The organism is Corynebacterium sp. HMSC034E11 (assembly GCF_001835905.1).
Classification (GTDB): Bacteria; Actinomycetota; Actinomycetes; order Mycobacteriales; family Mycobacteriaceae; genus Corynebacterium; species Corynebacterium coyleae.
Genome location: NZ_KV826422.1, coordinates 28,252 through 42,440, shown reverse-complemented (window position 1 = coordinate 42,440; position 14,189 = coordinate 28,252). Strand labels below are relative to the sequence as shown.

At 63.4% G+C, this 14,189-nt stretch carries 14 protein-coding genes and 1 pseudogene; 11 read left to right on the top strand and 4 right to left on the bottom strand.

What is annotated here, in order from left to right:
* Positions 1-205 (top strand): annotated as a pseudogene (locus HMPREF2690_RS11555) (hypothetical protein); the annotation flags it as partial.
* Positions 206-240: 35 nt separating this feature from the next.
* Here HMPREF2690_RS11555 and HMPREF2690_RS11550 read toward each other — a convergent pair.
* Positions 241-747 carry a GNAT family N-acetyltransferase gene (locus HMPREF2690_RS11550; RefSeq protein ID WP_070449676.1) on the bottom strand — a complete coding sequence of 169 codons (507 nt, stop codon included), beginning with the start codon at positions 745-747 and terminating at the stop codon, positions 241-243.
* Positions 740-1,774: an HAD family hydrolase gene (locus HMPREF2690_RS11545; protein WP_070820956.1), complete on the bottom strand. Its 1,035-nt coding sequence runs from the start codon at positions 1,772-1,774 to the stop codon at positions 740-742. Before HMPREF2690_RS11545 ends, HMPREF2690_RS11550 begins: the two co-directional genes overlap by 8 nt.
* Before the next feature lie 85 nt (positions 1,775-1,859).
* Here HMPREF2690_RS11545 and HMPREF2690_RS11540 point away from each other — a divergent pair, with 85 nt between their 5' ends.
* The 10 genes from HMPREF2690_RS11540 to HMPREF2690_RS11495 all read left to right on the top strand — a co-directional run bounded on the left by HMPREF2690_RS11540 (position 1,860) and on the right by HMPREF2690_RS11495 (position 13,364).
* Positions 1,860-2,096 (top strand): glutaredoxin family protein, encoded by a 237-nt coding sequence (locus HMPREF2690_RS11540; RefSeq protein WP_070421703.1) that lies wholly within the window; start codon positions 1,860-1,862, stop codon positions 2,094-2,096.
* A 45-nt stretch (positions 2,097-2,141) separates the two neighbouring features.
* The gene (locus HMPREF2690_RS11535) at positions 2,142-3,467 is read left to right on the top strand and encodes a glutamyl-tRNA reductase (protein WP_083291877.1); all 1,326 of its coding nucleotides are present in this window, start codon (positions 2,142-2,144) and stop codon (positions 3,465-3,467) included.
* Positions 3,468-4,349, top strand: a complete 882-nt coding sequence (gene hemC / locus HMPREF2690_RS11530) for a hydroxymethylbilane synthase (protein ID WP_070820955.1) — start codon at positions 3,468-3,470, stop codon at positions 4,347-4,349.
* A 132-nt stretch (positions 4,350-4,481) separates the two neighbouring features.
* Complete coding sequence (locus HMPREF2690_RS11525; protein WP_070820954.1) at positions 4,482-6,182, top strand: bifunctional uroporphyrinogen-III C-methyltransferase/uroporphyrinogen-III synthase; 1,701 nt, start codon at positions 4,482-4,484, stop codon at positions 6,180-6,182.
* Between the two features lie 42 nt (positions 6,183-6,224).
* Positions 6,225-7,226, top strand: coding sequence for a porphobilinogen synthase (gene hemB / locus HMPREF2690_RS11520; RefSeq protein ID WP_371326037.1), 1,002 nt, complete (start codon positions 6,225-6,227; stop codon positions 7,224-7,226).
* Positions 7,219-7,833 carry a hypothetical protein gene (locus HMPREF2690_RS11515; RefSeq protein ID WP_070772423.1) on the top strand — a complete coding sequence of 205 codons (615 nt, stop codon included), beginning with the start codon at positions 7,219-7,221 and terminating at the stop codon, positions 7,831-7,833. Before hemB ends, HMPREF2690_RS11515 begins: the two co-directional genes overlap by 8 nt.
* 7 nt (positions 7,834-7,840) lie before the next feature.
* On the top strand, positions 7,841-8,362 hold the full coding sequence (locus HMPREF2690_RS11510) for a hypothetical protein (RefSeq protein ID WP_070614466.1): 522 nt from the start codon (positions 7,841-7,843) through the stop codon (positions 8,360-8,362).
* On the top strand, positions 8,363-10,888 hold the full coding sequence (locus HMPREF2690_RS11505) for a heavy metal translocating P-type ATPase (protein WP_070449656.1): 2,526 nt from the start codon (positions 8,363-8,365) through the stop codon (positions 10,886-10,888).
* A gap of 26 nt (positions 10,889-10,914) precedes the next feature.
* A complete protein-coding gene (gene hemE, locus HMPREF2690_RS11500) occupies positions 10,915-11,964 on the top strand; it encodes a uroporphyrinogen decarboxylase (protein WP_070421711.1) in 1,050 nt (349 codons plus the stop codon).
* On the top strand, positions 11,964-13,364 hold the full coding sequence (locus tag HMPREF2690_RS11495) for a protoporphyrinogen oxidase (RefSeq protein ID WP_070569736.1): 1,401 nt from the start codon (positions 11,964-11,966) through the stop codon (positions 13,362-13,364). The genes hemE and HMPREF2690_RS11495 overlap by 1 nt, the downstream gene beginning before the upstream one ends.
* Here HMPREF2690_RS11495 and HMPREF2690_RS11490 read toward each other — a convergent pair.
* Positions 13,361-13,783: a type II toxin-antitoxin system VapC family toxin gene (locus HMPREF2690_RS11490; RefSeq protein ID WP_070614470.1), complete on the bottom strand. Its 423-nt coding sequence runs from the start codon at positions 13,781-13,783 to the stop codon at positions 13,361-13,363. The two genes, HMPREF2690_RS11495 and HMPREF2690_RS11490, sit on opposite strands and share 4 nt — an antisense overlap.
* Positions 13,780-14,169, bottom strand: coding sequence for a FitA-like ribbon-helix-helix domain-containing protein (locus HMPREF2690_RS11485; protein WP_070614471.1), 390 nt, complete (start codon positions 14,167-14,169; stop codon positions 13,780-13,782). The genes HMPREF2690_RS11490 and HMPREF2690_RS11485 overlap by 4 nt, the downstream gene beginning before the upstream one ends.
* Positions 14,170-14,189: the final 20 nt, after the last annotated feature.

The window sequence follows — 14,189 nt, the reverse complement described above, 5'->3', positions numbered from 1 at the left end:
GGATTGCCCCTACCAACTACACGGAAACGGCAGCTACGCCGACGCAAACGAATGGCGCATTGGGCATGAGCAGTATTGGCGCTCGCCAGAGTTTGTGGAGTACATCGGAGCACTTGATATTGACGACGACACGCAGGTGGTGTGCCAACGCTTTACCGTTGATGAGCGGTACCCGATCAGGGCATTGGAGCCGTGGCGCGGCTGAGGCCACACAGCCCGAACCAACGCCGGCTTTCCCAGCTAGGAAAGCCGGTACACCTCGTAGTCGCCGGGGACGCCCGCTCCGGGAACATACGCAAGTCCGAGCCTCAAAGCTAGGCCAATCGATGCCTCATTCACAGGGTCGATGATGGCGATGACGGGGAGCGACGGGAAGCGCTCGCGGGCGCTGGCAATCGCAGCGGCCGCGGCTTCTTTGGCGTAGCCCTGGCCTTGCGATTCTGGTGCGAATCGGTAGTAGAGGTTCAGGACTTCTTCGCTGGCTTCCTCGCTGTGCCGTACCCCGGTAAAGCCGATGGTCGCGCCGTCGAGGGTGCGTACCGTGTAGTAGCCCAACTGCTGCTCAGCCCAATTGTTCTGCCACGAGCGCGCAAGCTCGACAGCCTCATCGCGGGTCTTCATTGTCAGCTCGGGGCGGTGCTCGTAGGTGCGGGGATCTGAGTGGATGGCAAAGATGGCGTCGATATCCGCATCTGTCGGCACCGACAACTCAAGCCGCGGGGTGCGCAGGGCAAATGCATCAGGCATGGTGAGTCCTGTCCTTACGCTTGCTCCACAACCGCCACAAAGAAAACGCACCCGCGGCACCCAGTACCGGCAGGGCGGACATGCGTACGGCGCGGCGCACGGAGCGGTAGTCGCGGATAGCCCAGCCTTGGGCTTTCGCGTGGCGGCGCAGTGCGCGGTCCGGGTTTACCGCGACGGGGGAGCCGACCATCTCCAGCATGGGGAGGTCGTTGATGCTGTCGGAGTAGGCGGTGCACTGCTTCAGGTCGAGCTGCTGCAGCGCGGCCAGGGCGGCCACGGCGTGTTTCTTGCCGGGGCCGTGGAGGATGTCGCCGACGAGGCGGCCGGTGAACTTGCCGTCCTCTTCTTCGGCCACGGTGCCCAGTGCGCCGGTGAACCCAAGAGTTTCCGCAAGTGCTTGGCCGATCTGGACCGGGGTGGCGGAAACCAACCAGACTTGTTGGCCGGCGGCGAGGTGCATGGAGGCCAGTTCGATGACGTCTGAGTAGGACTTGTTGAGCATCTGCTTGTCGACGATCTCCTGGCAGGCCTCCTTGAGCTCGTCGACACGTTTGCCTTTGACCACGGCAAGGGCCTGCTCGCGGCCTTCGGCGATGTCGTCGGCGTTTTCGGAGCCGGAGACGCGAAACCGGATCTGCTTCCACAGGGCCGGGGCGAGTTCCCGCAGGGTAATGAAGCGTTTCTTGAACAGGCCTTGGGCGAGCAGGATTAGCGACGAGCCCTGGATGAGGGTGTTGTCGATGTCGAAGAATGCCGCCGCCTCGAGGTCCTGGGGAATTTCGGGGTCCGGCTGGGTGATTTTTTGGCGGCCCGCGGTTTTGAAGGCGCCGCCGACAGAGTCGACGCCGAGGGCGAAGTCTTGGATGTTGATGCCAAAGGTTTCTTCAACGGCGGCAGCGGCGGCGGCTTGGCCGGCGGTGCGCTGGGCGTCGTCGTCAAGCGGGGGCAGTGCAAGGTCCTCAAGGAAGCGGCGGAGGTTTCCTTGAGAGACTGACCATTGTGCAAGGAATTCCCGCTGTTCTGACATGGCAATCGTGACTCTTTCGGTGGCGGTGTTAGCGTGAGCAATCGTACAACGGCGAGCGCCGCAGACACGATGTAGAGGAGTTCGGATGAAGACGGTGGAGTTGATGGTGCGGTCCACGTGCGGTTCGTGCGAGCGGGTGGCGGCGCAGATTGCTCCGGTAGTGGAGAAGTGTGGCGCGGAGCTAATGCTTGTCGACGTCGACCTGGACCCCGACAACGCTGCCGAATACGGCGATCGCGTGCCGGTTGTCGTCATTGACGGCGAGGAGCTTGCCTGCTGGGAAGTGGACAACGCAGACCTTGAGGCGGCGCTCCTCGCGTAAGGGGCTATCCTTTAGTTTGATTTCCAACGCGGACTGGAGGGTTTTGTGAGTGTTCTTGTCGTGGGGATGTCGCATAGGTCTGCACCTGTGTCCCTACTAGAACGTCTCAGCATGGATACGGAGCTGCAGGAGGGGACGTCCGCGGCTCTTGTTGAGCGGCCTTCGTTGTCCGAGGCGATGATTATCTCCACCTGCAACCGTCTCGAGGTGTATGCGGTGGCCAACGCGTTCCACGCTGGTGTGGAGGACGTGTTGACGGTGCTGACGAAGGTGTCTGGGGTGGGCATCGAGGAGCTGCGTCGCTACCTGTACGTGCGGTACGCGGATGCTGCTGCGGAGCACATGTTTACTGTGGCGTCGGGGTTGGATTCGATGGTTGTGGGGGAGCAGCAGATCATCGGCCAGGTGCGTACGGCGTATGTGGATGCAGCGGAGCGTGGCACGGTTGGGCCGAATCTGCATTCGTTGGCGCAGATGGCGCTGCATACCGGCAAGCGTGTGCACACTGAGACCACTATCGACGACTCGGGCGCGTCCATGGTTACCGCCGCCTTGGATGAGGCGATGGGGCTGATGGGGATTGAAGACTTCAAGGGGAAGAAAGCTCTGGTGTTGGGGGCTGGCGCGATGAGTTCGCTGGCGGCGACGCACCTGGGCAAGCGCGGCATTGACGGGTTGGTGATTGCCAACCGCACGCGCGACCGCGCCGAGCGCCTTGCTGGACATTCCCGCGAGGCGGGCGTGCCGGCGGAGGTTGTGGATTTTGAAGACCGCTCGCACGCGATGGGTGGGGTGGACATTGTGGTGTCCGCGACGGCGGCTGACGGCTTCACCATTACGCCGGAGGACATTGCGGGTCCGGTGATGTTGGCGGACCTGTCGTTGCCGCGCGATATCGACGACGCGGTCACTGACATCGACGGCGTGCACCTGGTCAACATCGAGTATCTGCACGAGCAGATGCGTAACACGACCAACGAGGATTCGCGCGCGCTGCGTGAGGCAGAGGCGATTATCGACGAGGAAGTGAAACTGTTTTCCTCCGAGCAGCGGGTGCGTGGGGTGGCCCCGGCGGTGACGAGGCTTCGCAGAAACGCTGCGGAGATCTCTGGCCAGGAGCTGCAGAAACTTCGCACCCGGCTTCCGGATATGTCTGAGGAAGATTTTGAGCAGGTTGAGCGCACGGTCCGTAGGGTCGTGGACAAGCTGCTGCACGCGCCGACGGTGAAGATTAAGGAACTTGCGGCGGCGCAGGAGACAGTGAGTGTGGAAGAGGTAGTGACCGAACTGTTCGGGCTGGATCAGCCGGCGGTGTCGGTGGAGGCGCAGCGTCTCCCGCTGCCTGAGGAACTGCGCGGTAAGGAGAAGTAAATGTTGAAGATTGGTACTCGTGGTTCGCACTTGGCGACGACACAGGCGGGCCATGTCCGCGACGACCTTGGCGCGGTTGGCCACCCGGCTGAGTTGAAGATCGTGGTCACCCCGGGCGACCTGTCGCAGGCGCCGGTGGAGCGAATTGGCGTCGGTGTGTTCACTTCCGCGCTGCGCGACGCGCTGTTTAATGGCGAGGTGGACGTTGCCGTCCACTCGTTTAAGGACTTGCCCACGGCGTACGAGCCGCGTTCCTATCTCATCGTGCCCAAGCGTGAGGACAACCGCGAGGCGCTCATCGCCCGCGATGGGCTGACGCTGGCGGAGCTGCCGGAAGGTGCCCGCGTGGGCACGTCGGCACCTCGTCGTATTTCCCAGCTGCGCGCGATGCGTCCGGACCTGGACATTCGTCCGTTGCGTGGCAACATTGAGCGCCGCATGGGCTACGTCGAATCTGGAGAGTTGGACGCGATCATGCTTGCGTACGCAGGCTTGGTGCGTGGTGGCTACGGCGACCGGGCGACCCAGATCTTCGACCCGCACGAGTTCATCCCAGCGCCCGCCCAGGGTGCGCTTGCGGTCGAGTGCCGTGTCGACGATACGGCTGGCCGCGAAGCAATTGCGAAACTTATCGACGACACTGCAACCGCCGAGGCCCGCGCCGAGCGCACCGTCTTGGCGGTTCTTGAGGCCGGATGCACCGCGCCGGTGGCGGCAACCGCACGCGTGACCGGCAACGGTATCGAGTTGCGCGCCGGCGTGTTTGCGCTGGATGGGTCCCGTTCCCTCGTGGAAGATGTCCAGGGTACGGACCCGGAGGAGATCGGTCGACGCGCTGCTGAGGCGTTGCTTGAACGCGGTGCCGCCGACGTTATGAAGTAGCGGTGGTTTTGTTCTGGGGCATATCCCTTTTATGGTGTAAATACCATACGTTCACACCCCTCCGCGCAACGGGTCGCTTAAGTGGATCCGTCTGCGTGGGGGATGTTATTTGTGCCTAGAAGAGATTCCTCTATGACATTGCCCTCTCACACCCCCCAGCCGGGGAAGGTGATCTTCGTGGGTGCCGGACCGGGCAACCCTGAACTGCTCACGGTCCGTGCCCGCGAGGTGATGGAAGCTAACGCTATCGCACTCGTCGATCCGGAAGTGTCGGCGGGGGTCAGAAACTTCGTTGGCTCAGCATTGCCAGTGCCACAGGCCAAGCTCGACGAGGCGAAAGCCGTCTACGAGCAGATGTGCGCCGACGCGAAGGCGGCGGGTGCGCGCCGTAAGCCGCCGAAGCCGGAAGATCCGACGGCGGCGGAGCTCCAGGAGTGCGACCTGGCAGGCGAGGGCATTGTGCCGAAGCTGCGCGAGGCGCTCGAGGCGGCAGCGAAGTCCATCGAGGACGGCGAGGCAGGCGACGGTGACGTGATCCGTCTGGTCGCCGGCAACCCGCTGACCCGTGATGCTGTGATGGAGGAGATCTCCGCCGTTGCAGACGCTGGCCTGGAGTTCCACGTGGTGCCGGGCATGTCCTTGCCGTCGACGGTGCCGTCCTTCGCTGGCATTGCGTTGGGTTCGACCTATACCGAGGCTGACCTGACCAACGGTCCGGTGGACTGGGATCAGTTGGCGTCTGCGCCGCAACCGTTGGTGTTCCAGGCCACCCAGGAGCACCTCGCAGAGATGGCAGAAGCGCTTATGGAGCGCGGTTTCCAAGGCGCCACTCCGGTGACGATTACGACGAACGGAACGACGCGTCTGCAGCGCACGTTTGATGCCACGTTGCAGACGGTGGGCAAGTTGGATGCGGATCTGTCGGGTGCGCTCGTCGTTACGCTTGGCACTGTTGCGGACGACCGCTCGAAGTACTCCTGGTGGGAAAACCGGCCGTTGTATGGCTGGCGAGTGCTTGTGCCGCGCGCCAAGGAGCAGGCTGGCCCGATGAACGCCCGCCTGACGCAGTACGGTGCGATCCCGCAGTCGGTGCCGACGATTTCGCTTGAGCCGCCGCGCAACCCGGCACAGATGGACCGCGCGATCAAGGGCATTGTGGAGGGACGCTACCGCTGGGTGCTGTTTACCTCTGTTAATGCCGTTGATGCGGTGTGGGACAAGTTCGAGGAGCTTGGCCTGGACGCCCGCTCGTTTGCCGGCGTGCACCTGGGTGCGGTGGGGCAGAAGACCGCTGATGCGCTGCGTGCCCGTGGCATGTACCCGGAGCTGATCCCGCACCGTACAAAGCAGAACGCTGCTGGTCTGGCGGAGATCTTCCCGGAGTATGTCGAGGATATCGACCCGGTTGGCCGTGTGCTGCTGCCGCGCGCGGACCTGGGCTCCGACGTCCTGGTCGATGGCCTGGAGTCCAAGGGGTGGGAGGTCGACGACGTTGTCGCCTACCGCACCGTGCGTGCTGCTCCGCCACCACCGGAGACGCGCGACATGATCAAGACCGGCGGGTTCGACGCCGTGTGCTTCACCTCCCCGTCGACGGTGAAGAACCTTGTGGGTATTGCCGGCAAGCCGCACGCGCGCACCATCATCGCCTGCATTGGCCCGGTGACGGAGGCGGAAGCCCGTGAGCAGGGCTTGCGTGTGGACGTCGTCCCGGAGGTCGCCGATATCCCGTCGCTCATTGACGCCTTGGCAGAGCACGTTGCTGGTCTGCGTGCGGCTGGGCAGTTGCCGCCTCCGCGCAAGAAGCGCCGGAAGTCGGCAGCGAGCAACTAGCACGGCTGGGGTCGTGTCGGGTGACGTTCTAAGATGTGGCGCATGGCAGATTTTGAGCTCACCCGACGACCACGGCGCTTGCGGCAGAACCCCGCATTGCGCACCCTGACGGCGGAGACGAGGCTGCACCCGGCCGACTTCATCCTCCCGCTGTTTATCGCAGACGGCCTTGATGCGCCGCGCGAGATTGCCTCCATGCCGGGGGTGTATCAGCACACCGAGGATTCCCTGAAGGCAATTTGCCACGAGGCGCTTGAAGCTGGTGTGCGGGCGATCGACCTGTTTGGTGTGCCGCTTGAAGCGGATAAGGACGCCACAGGCTCCATCGGTGTCGCGGAAGATGGCATTTTGAACCGCGGGATCAAGGCGCTTCGCGACGAATTCGGCGACGACCTGGTCATCATTTCCGATACGTGCCTTGATGAGTTCACCGATCACGGCCACTGTGGTGTGCTGCGTACCGATGCACACGGCAACGAGATCGTGGACAACGACAAGACGGTTGAAATCTACTGCGACCTCGCCCTGTCCCAGGCGCGCGCTGGCGCACACATGGTCAGCCCGTCCGGCATGATGGACGGCCAGATCGGCGAGATCCGTAAGGCACTCGACCGCGAGGGCTTTGAGGACGTCATCATCATGGCGTACTCCGCGAAGTATGCCTCCAAGTTCTTTGGTCCGTTCCGCGATGCTGTCGGCTCGTCGCTGAAGGGCGATCGCCGCACCTACCAGCAGGATCCCGCAAACGTGCGCGAATCCCTTTTGGAGACCGAACTGGACATCGCCGAAGGCGCAGACATTGTCATGGTCAAGCCGGCCTTGCCGTACCTGGACGTGCTGGCCAAGGTGGCAGAAATGTCACCAGTGCCGGTGGCGGCCTACCAGGTATCCGGCGAGTACGCGATGCTCAAGGCAGCAGGCGCGAACGGTTGGATCGACTTCGAAGAGACCATGATGGAGTCGCTGGTATCCATTAAACGCGCTGGTGCGGACCAGATTCTGACCTACTACGCCATCGAAGCAGCAAAGCAGCTCAATGGTTAGCCTCCCGCCACTCAACCCGAAGAGCCCCAGCCACGTCGACGCCAGCGCCGTGGACAAGAAGACGCCGGGCGGCCCGCCGGAGGCCGTGCAGTTGATGCTGCGGTGCTGGGCAGTGATGATCGCAGGCGAGTTAATCCACCAGATTCTCTCCGTCGTATTCGCGTTCGTCGACCCGTCCGCGCTGCGGGACGCCGCCAAGCAACAAGCTAAGCAGCGTGGCGAGGAAATCTCGGACGGCCTAATCAACATGGGCGTCTACGGATCCCTGATCCTCATGACACTCATCCAGTTGGGTGTGCTGCTGTTGTTCGTGTTCGCGCTGCGCGCCGTGCGGAACAAAAGCTCCCAGGCTGGCAACGCGTACCGGCTGCTGCAGATCTTCGGGGTGTTCTTCGCCCTCCGCATGATCACGCTGTTCATGATGCAGCCCGCCTCCACCGCCATACCGGTGGTGTTCTACGGCATCGACGGTGTCGTCCAAATCATTCTGGGTGTGGCCGGCATTCTGGGCATCATCTACTCCACGGACAAAGACGCCGTGAACTGGGTAGCGCCCAAGAAGGATGCGTCGAAGAAAGACGCGTCCAAGACAGAGAAGGAACAGTAGGTCCCCAATGGCAGGCATGTTCCCCACGATGGTCTCAGACCCGAATGACAAGAACCGTAGGTACAGCGGCGAGGCCACCGAGCAGTGGCCCCGACCGCTACGTACCGCCTACTACCTGGTGGTTGCCAGTGCGGTGTTGATGATCGTCATCGGGCTGATGACCCTGGTCAAGGGCGTGCCTGACCGGCTGCCGGATACCTGGATGATCGAAGGTGCCGACGAAGCATTGATCGAACGTTTCCGGTTCAATCTGCGCATCTTGGCGTGGGGCAACATCGCCTTGGCCATCCTGCTGTCGATGAGTGCGGCCTACTTCCATAAAGGGTCGAAGACTGCGCGAAGGATTGCAGCCGCAGGCATTGGGGCAACTGTGTTCCTCAACGTTGCCGGCTTCTTCATCGGCGTGGCTGGCTGGGCCTCCATCGTGGTGGTTGTCCTGCTTGTCGCAGCCCTGTTTGGGATGTTCCGGCCGGCGGCGAATGTGTTCGTCGATACGCGAAGTGGCGACCTGTGGAGGGGAGTTGCGTAAGTGAGCAACCACGAACACCTAGACAATTGCATCGAGGAAGCCCGCCACGCCGCACGCCAAGCAGGCATTGACCCAGGCACTGCGACGTGGGACCTGGACGGGGAACTTGTCCGCCCCAACGCCTCCTACGCCTTCGAGCTGGAGGGCATTGAGGACGGGCCCCAACTGACCGACATCGCCGAAGCACTTGAGGCGCTGCCAGGTGTGTCGGCGCGCTTGGTGTACCCGACGAAGATGGCGTGGGTCACCGCACCGGCAAGTACGCCGCTTGTGGAGCTCACCGACACCATCGAACGCTTTGGCGTCACCGCAACCGTGACCGACTCGACCCTGCAGCGTCGCGCACACGGCCGCTACTGGCAGGAACACCCGATGCCGCGCCGGGCGAAGCATCGTCGCAACGAAGAGGCAAACCTGATCGCCCGTGCGCAAGGGTTTGTGCGTCCGGTGTCGCGCCGCTCCCGCCGTGAAGGCGACGTGCTGTTTACCGCCCGCGACCTAGTCACACCGACGCGCCTTGTGGTGGCGGTGCTGCTGACCATCCCGGTGCTGCTTCTGACCTACATCCCGTCGCTGGACTTCCCGGGCTGGCAGTGGGTGTGCTTCGCGCTGGCCACCCCGGTGGCGCTGTGGTGCGCATCCCCGTTCCACCGCGCCATGGCAGGCGGCGTGCGTCGCGGTATTTCGGCGCTAGACGGTGCGAGTTCGATCGCCATCCTGGCCTCCTATGTGTGGTCGTTTGCCATGCTGCTGTTTACCAGCGTCGGCGACATCGGCTACACCACCACCGGCAGCTGGATGCCACTGCGCATGTCAGACAGCCCCGAGCTGTATTTCGAAGTGTCCTGCACCGTGACCACGCTGCTGCTATTCGGCAGGTACTTCTCCATGCAGGTGCGCACCGATCTGCGCGAGGAACTCGAATCCCGCAGACCAGGTGCTGAGGACGTCTACAACGTGGATCACCGCGACAAACGCGGCACACCCAGCCCCGAAGAGTTGCCTGCAACAGAGATCAGGCGTGGCGACGACGTCACGCTCACCGCAGGCCACATCATCCCAGTCGATGGGGAAGTGGTTGGTGGTTCCGGCCGGATTGGTGGGGAGCTCGTCGATACGCACCGCGACCAAATCCTCAAAGTCGGCTCGATCGTCACCGCCGGCTCGGTGCTCGCCTCGGGCGAGATCAAAGTCCGCGCCGCGCGCGTCGGCCACACCACACTGCTTGCGGCGGTGCAGCGCTGGCTTGACGACGCCTCACGTCACCAAAACGCAGCCACCATGGTCTCGACTCGCTCCGCGGGCCTGCTGATCCCAACCGCCTATGTCATCGCGGTGCTCAACTTCGGACTCTGGCTGCTGTTTAACGGCAACATCAACACGGCCGCTGCGACGTCGCTGGCCATCCTGGTCGTCGTCGCACCCGTGAGTTTGGCCATCTCACCTGCACTCGCCATGCGCCAAGGCCTCGACTCCGCCGTGCGCCACGGCATGCTTGTGCGCGACGGCAACGCGCTTCGCACCCTGGCCGACACCGACATGGTCGTCTTCAACCGTGTGGGCACCCTGGTCAAACCGGAAATGCATGTGGAAACCGTCACCGCAGTACGTGGCGAAAGCACTGAACTGGTGCTGCGCATCGCCGGCGTCCTGTCTGCCGACTCGGACCACCCGGCCTCCAAAGCGATTGTGAAAGCAGCACGAGGAGCACGCGACGCCCGCTCCGGCGACCCACGCATCCCAGACTGGATCGAAGCCAACGGTGACACCTTCTCACCCGACGGCGAGTTCGGTGGACCAATTACCGCAACGTGGGGCACTGGTGAAAACGCACGCTCCGAAACGTTTGCGGCATCGCTGTGGCGCCCGACGAACCTGTCGCAACTCCACGGCAAACTCTCCGTCGCCGCCACGACTGGCGGCACACCCGTCGTCGTGCGGTGGGGTGGACGTGACCGCGGCGTGATCACGCTGTACGACCCCGCTAAAGACGACGCCATCCAGGCCATCGACCGCCTGGAATCCATGGGTGTGGAAACCGTCATGCTCACCCGCGACACCTACCCGGTGGCGCGCCGGTTCGCTGACTTCCTCGGCATCTCTCAAGTGCTTGCCGGCATTCACGGGCTGGACAAACCCCATGCTGTGCGTGCACTGCACACACAAGGTTCCAACGTTGCCATGGTTGGCGACGCCTCCGTCCTGCCCACGCTGCGTGTGGCCGACTCCGGCATCCTGTTCGCCGAAGACGACCTCGCCGGCACCAAAGAGCCACGCTGGAGCGACGACGCCGAAGTCGTCCTCATCCGCGAAGACGTCATGTCCGTGCCCCAACTCATCGAGCACGCCCAACGCGTTAAACGCATCGCCAACAGCAACCTCGCCTTCGCCGTTGCGTACAACGCCACCGCAGTCGTCCTCGCCGCCGCCGGAGCCCTACCGCCCGTCGGTGCGACACTGCTCATGCTGGGCAGCTCCCTGTTCATCGAGGCGAAGTCGCGCCGGGCACGCCGGTTCAAGATCTAGGCTTTTCGCAGGTAGGCTAAGGCACTATGACTAGACGCGACCTTGTTAACGCTCCGTTCCTTGAGGCCGCCTACGGCCGCACTCCGTCCCGCACCCCGGTGTGGTTCATGCGCCAAGCCGGCCGTTCCTTGCCGGAGTACCGCAAGGTGCGAGAAGGCATTGCAATGCTGGATTCGTGCTTCATGCCGGAACTGCTCGCGGAGATCACGCTGCAGCCGGTGCGCCGCCACGACATGGACGCGGCGATCTTGTTCTCTGACATTGTGGTGCCGCTGAAGGCAGCGGGTGTTGGGGTGGAGATCGTGCCGGGTACGGGCCCGGTGCTGGACGCTCCGATTCGCTCCCGTGCGGACGTAGACAACCTGCCGATCCTGGACCACACCGTGGAGGAAGTCGCCGAGGGGATCCGCATTATTCTCGACGAACTGAGCGACACCCAGGCACTCATCGGCTTCGTAGGCGCGCCGTTCACTCTGGCCAGCTACCTCATCGAAGGCGGGCCGAGCAAGAACCACGAGAAGACCAAGGCGATGATGCACGGCGATCCGGAAACCTGGCACGCGCTCATGCGCCGCCTCGTGCCAACGATCACCGAGTTCCTCCGCACGCAGGTCGAGGCCGGCATCGACGCGATGCAACTCTTCGACTCCTGGGCAGGCTTCCTCACCGAAGCCGACTACCGCGAGTTTGTCCTGCCGTACTCGGTTGAAATCCTGGATTCAGTGGCGGGAGAGATCCCGCGCATCCACTTCGGTGTGGCCACCGGCGAGCTGCTCGGCGCCATGTCTGAGGCAGGCAGCGAGGTGATGGGTGTGGACTGGCGCGTGCCGCTGGACACCGCCGCTAAGCGTTTCGCCTCCCCGCGCGTGCTGCAGGGCAACCTGGATCCGGCGTTGCTGTTCGCCGGCACCGACGTGGTGCGCGAGGAGATTACCCGCATCAAGGGTGAGGCCGCCCGGGCAGTCGAAGCTGGCGACGCCACCGGACACATCTTCAACCTGGGCCACGGCGTACTGCCGACCACCGATGCGGACGCCATCACTGAGGCAGTGCGCATCATCCACGAGGAGAATTAATGAACATCGCCATTATCGGAGCAGGCCTTGCAGGCCTGACTGCCGCCTACGAGCTTCGTAAACTCAGCTCGAACGAGGACACGGACGAGGCGAAAATCGACGTCTACGAAGCCACTGACCGCATCGGCGGCAAGCTCTACACCGTCGCGTTCGAGGCTGGCCCGACCGATATGGGCGCCGAGGCATTCCTCGCACGCCGCAAGGACGCAGTCGAGTTCTTCACCGAGTTGGGTCTTGGTGATTCGCTCGTCGAGCCGTCCGGGTTGCGCTCCCTGATCTGGTCCAATGGCGAGGCCCGCGGTCTGCCTACCGGCGGCGTGATGGGCATCCCGTCTACCTCCGAAACGGTTGCGCACTTGGTCAGCGCCGAAACCGCAGCGCGTATCGACGACGAAGCTAACCGCGAAGGTTTCACCTGGGACACCGACGGCGACATGAACGTCGGCAAACTCGTGCGCGAGCGCTACGGCGACGAAGTCGTCGACGTCATCCTGTCGTCTCTGCTTGGTGGGGTCTACTCCTGTACCGCCGATGACCTGGGCGTTCGCGCCACCATCCCGCAACTGGCAGAAGAGCTCGACCGCCTCGCTGAAGCCGGCGACGGCAAGGTGCACCTGTCCACCGCCGTGGCCAACCTGGAGCGCTCCCGCGCGGAGCTGCCAACCGGCCAGGGGGCGGTCTTTAACACGTTCCGCGACGGCTACCACGAACTCTACGAAGCCCTCGCAGAGCAGTCTGGGGCGGACATCTACATCGACGCGTTCATCTCGGAGATTCGCCGCGAAGGCAACGGTTTCCGCCTCAAGGGCGGCGAGGACACCATCTACGACCACATCATCCTCGCCGTACCCGCACCAACCGCAGCGCTGCTGCTCAAGGAAGTCGTCCCAGAGGCGGCACAGGAGCTCCAGTCGGTGAAGTTGGCCAACTCGGCAGTCGTCGGCATGCGGTTTGCCACCGACGAGGGCCTGCCGCAGAACTCGGGCGTGCTCGTTGCCACCGGTGCCGACGACGTGAAGGCCAAGGCGTTCACCTTCTCCTCCCGCAAGTGGCCGCATCTCGCCGAACGTGGCGGCGCCATCGTGCGCGCAAGCTTCGGCCGCTTCGGCGACAACATCGCCCTGACCGCCACCGAAGACGACCTGGTGGACTGGGCGCTCGACGACCTGAAAACCATCACTGGATTCGACGGCCGCGAGGCCGGCCTGGAGGAAATCTTCGTCCAGCGCTGGTTCGGCGGCTTGCCGCGTTTCGACGAACACCACCTCGCCACCGTGGCCAACGTCCGAAACATCATCGACAAGGTGGACGGCATCTCCGTCACCGGCGCCTGGGCGAGCGGCGTGGGGGTGCCGGCGGTAGTGGCGGACGCGCGCGTCGTCGCCAAGCAACTGCTTTAGGCATCCTCCCAGGGGTCGATGACCTCCACACCCGTGCCCTCAAAATCCTTGAGGTTGCGGGTGGCAAGCGGGGCATCGTGGGCGCGACAAATCGCGGCGATCATCGCATCGGCGTCATGGATCGGGCGTCCCATCGCTTTGCGCGCAGCGTGAACTTCACCGAGGGCCATGGCAGCGTCGATGTCATAGGGCAGCACTGCGTCTTGCCGAATGAGCTCGGTGAGCGCAGCATCCACAACCTTCGCAAGCGCACGTCGTTTCTGCCCCTTTGGAAGCAGAAACACCCCGGTGACAAGTTCGCCCGCCGAAATCGTCGTCGTCCACTTCTCTTCCGACGAGTGATCAAACCACCGCAAAACCCGCTGGTCAGGATGTGGCTTCATCATTTCCGAGAGCACATTAGTGTCCAGAACGATCATGAGAAGTCCGGAATCTCTCTGCTAGCGGAACGCTCCGGGATGACGATCTCATCGAACCCGCCGTGCTCCCGTGAAAGTGCGTAGAGCAACCGGCCCGCATCGACAGGACGGGTACCGCGCTCCAAAACCGCCCGCGCCTCGTCCTCTAAAGAACGCGCATTGCCCTTCGCTTGTGCCTCCAGGCGGGCCAAGGTTTCCGCGGGCAAACGTAGACCATGTAGTGGATCCTGTGTTGTCTCCGCTGCGGCCTCGAGTATCGCCCTGACCTCAGATTCCATAGACCGCCCGTGGTGCTTGGCGCGCTGCTGGATTCGCTGCTTGGTATGCGTGTTCAGACCGCGCACCGTGATCGTTGCCGCTTTTCGTTCCTTGCTTGGTGCAGTCATGGTGCCTCCCTTCCGTGGAA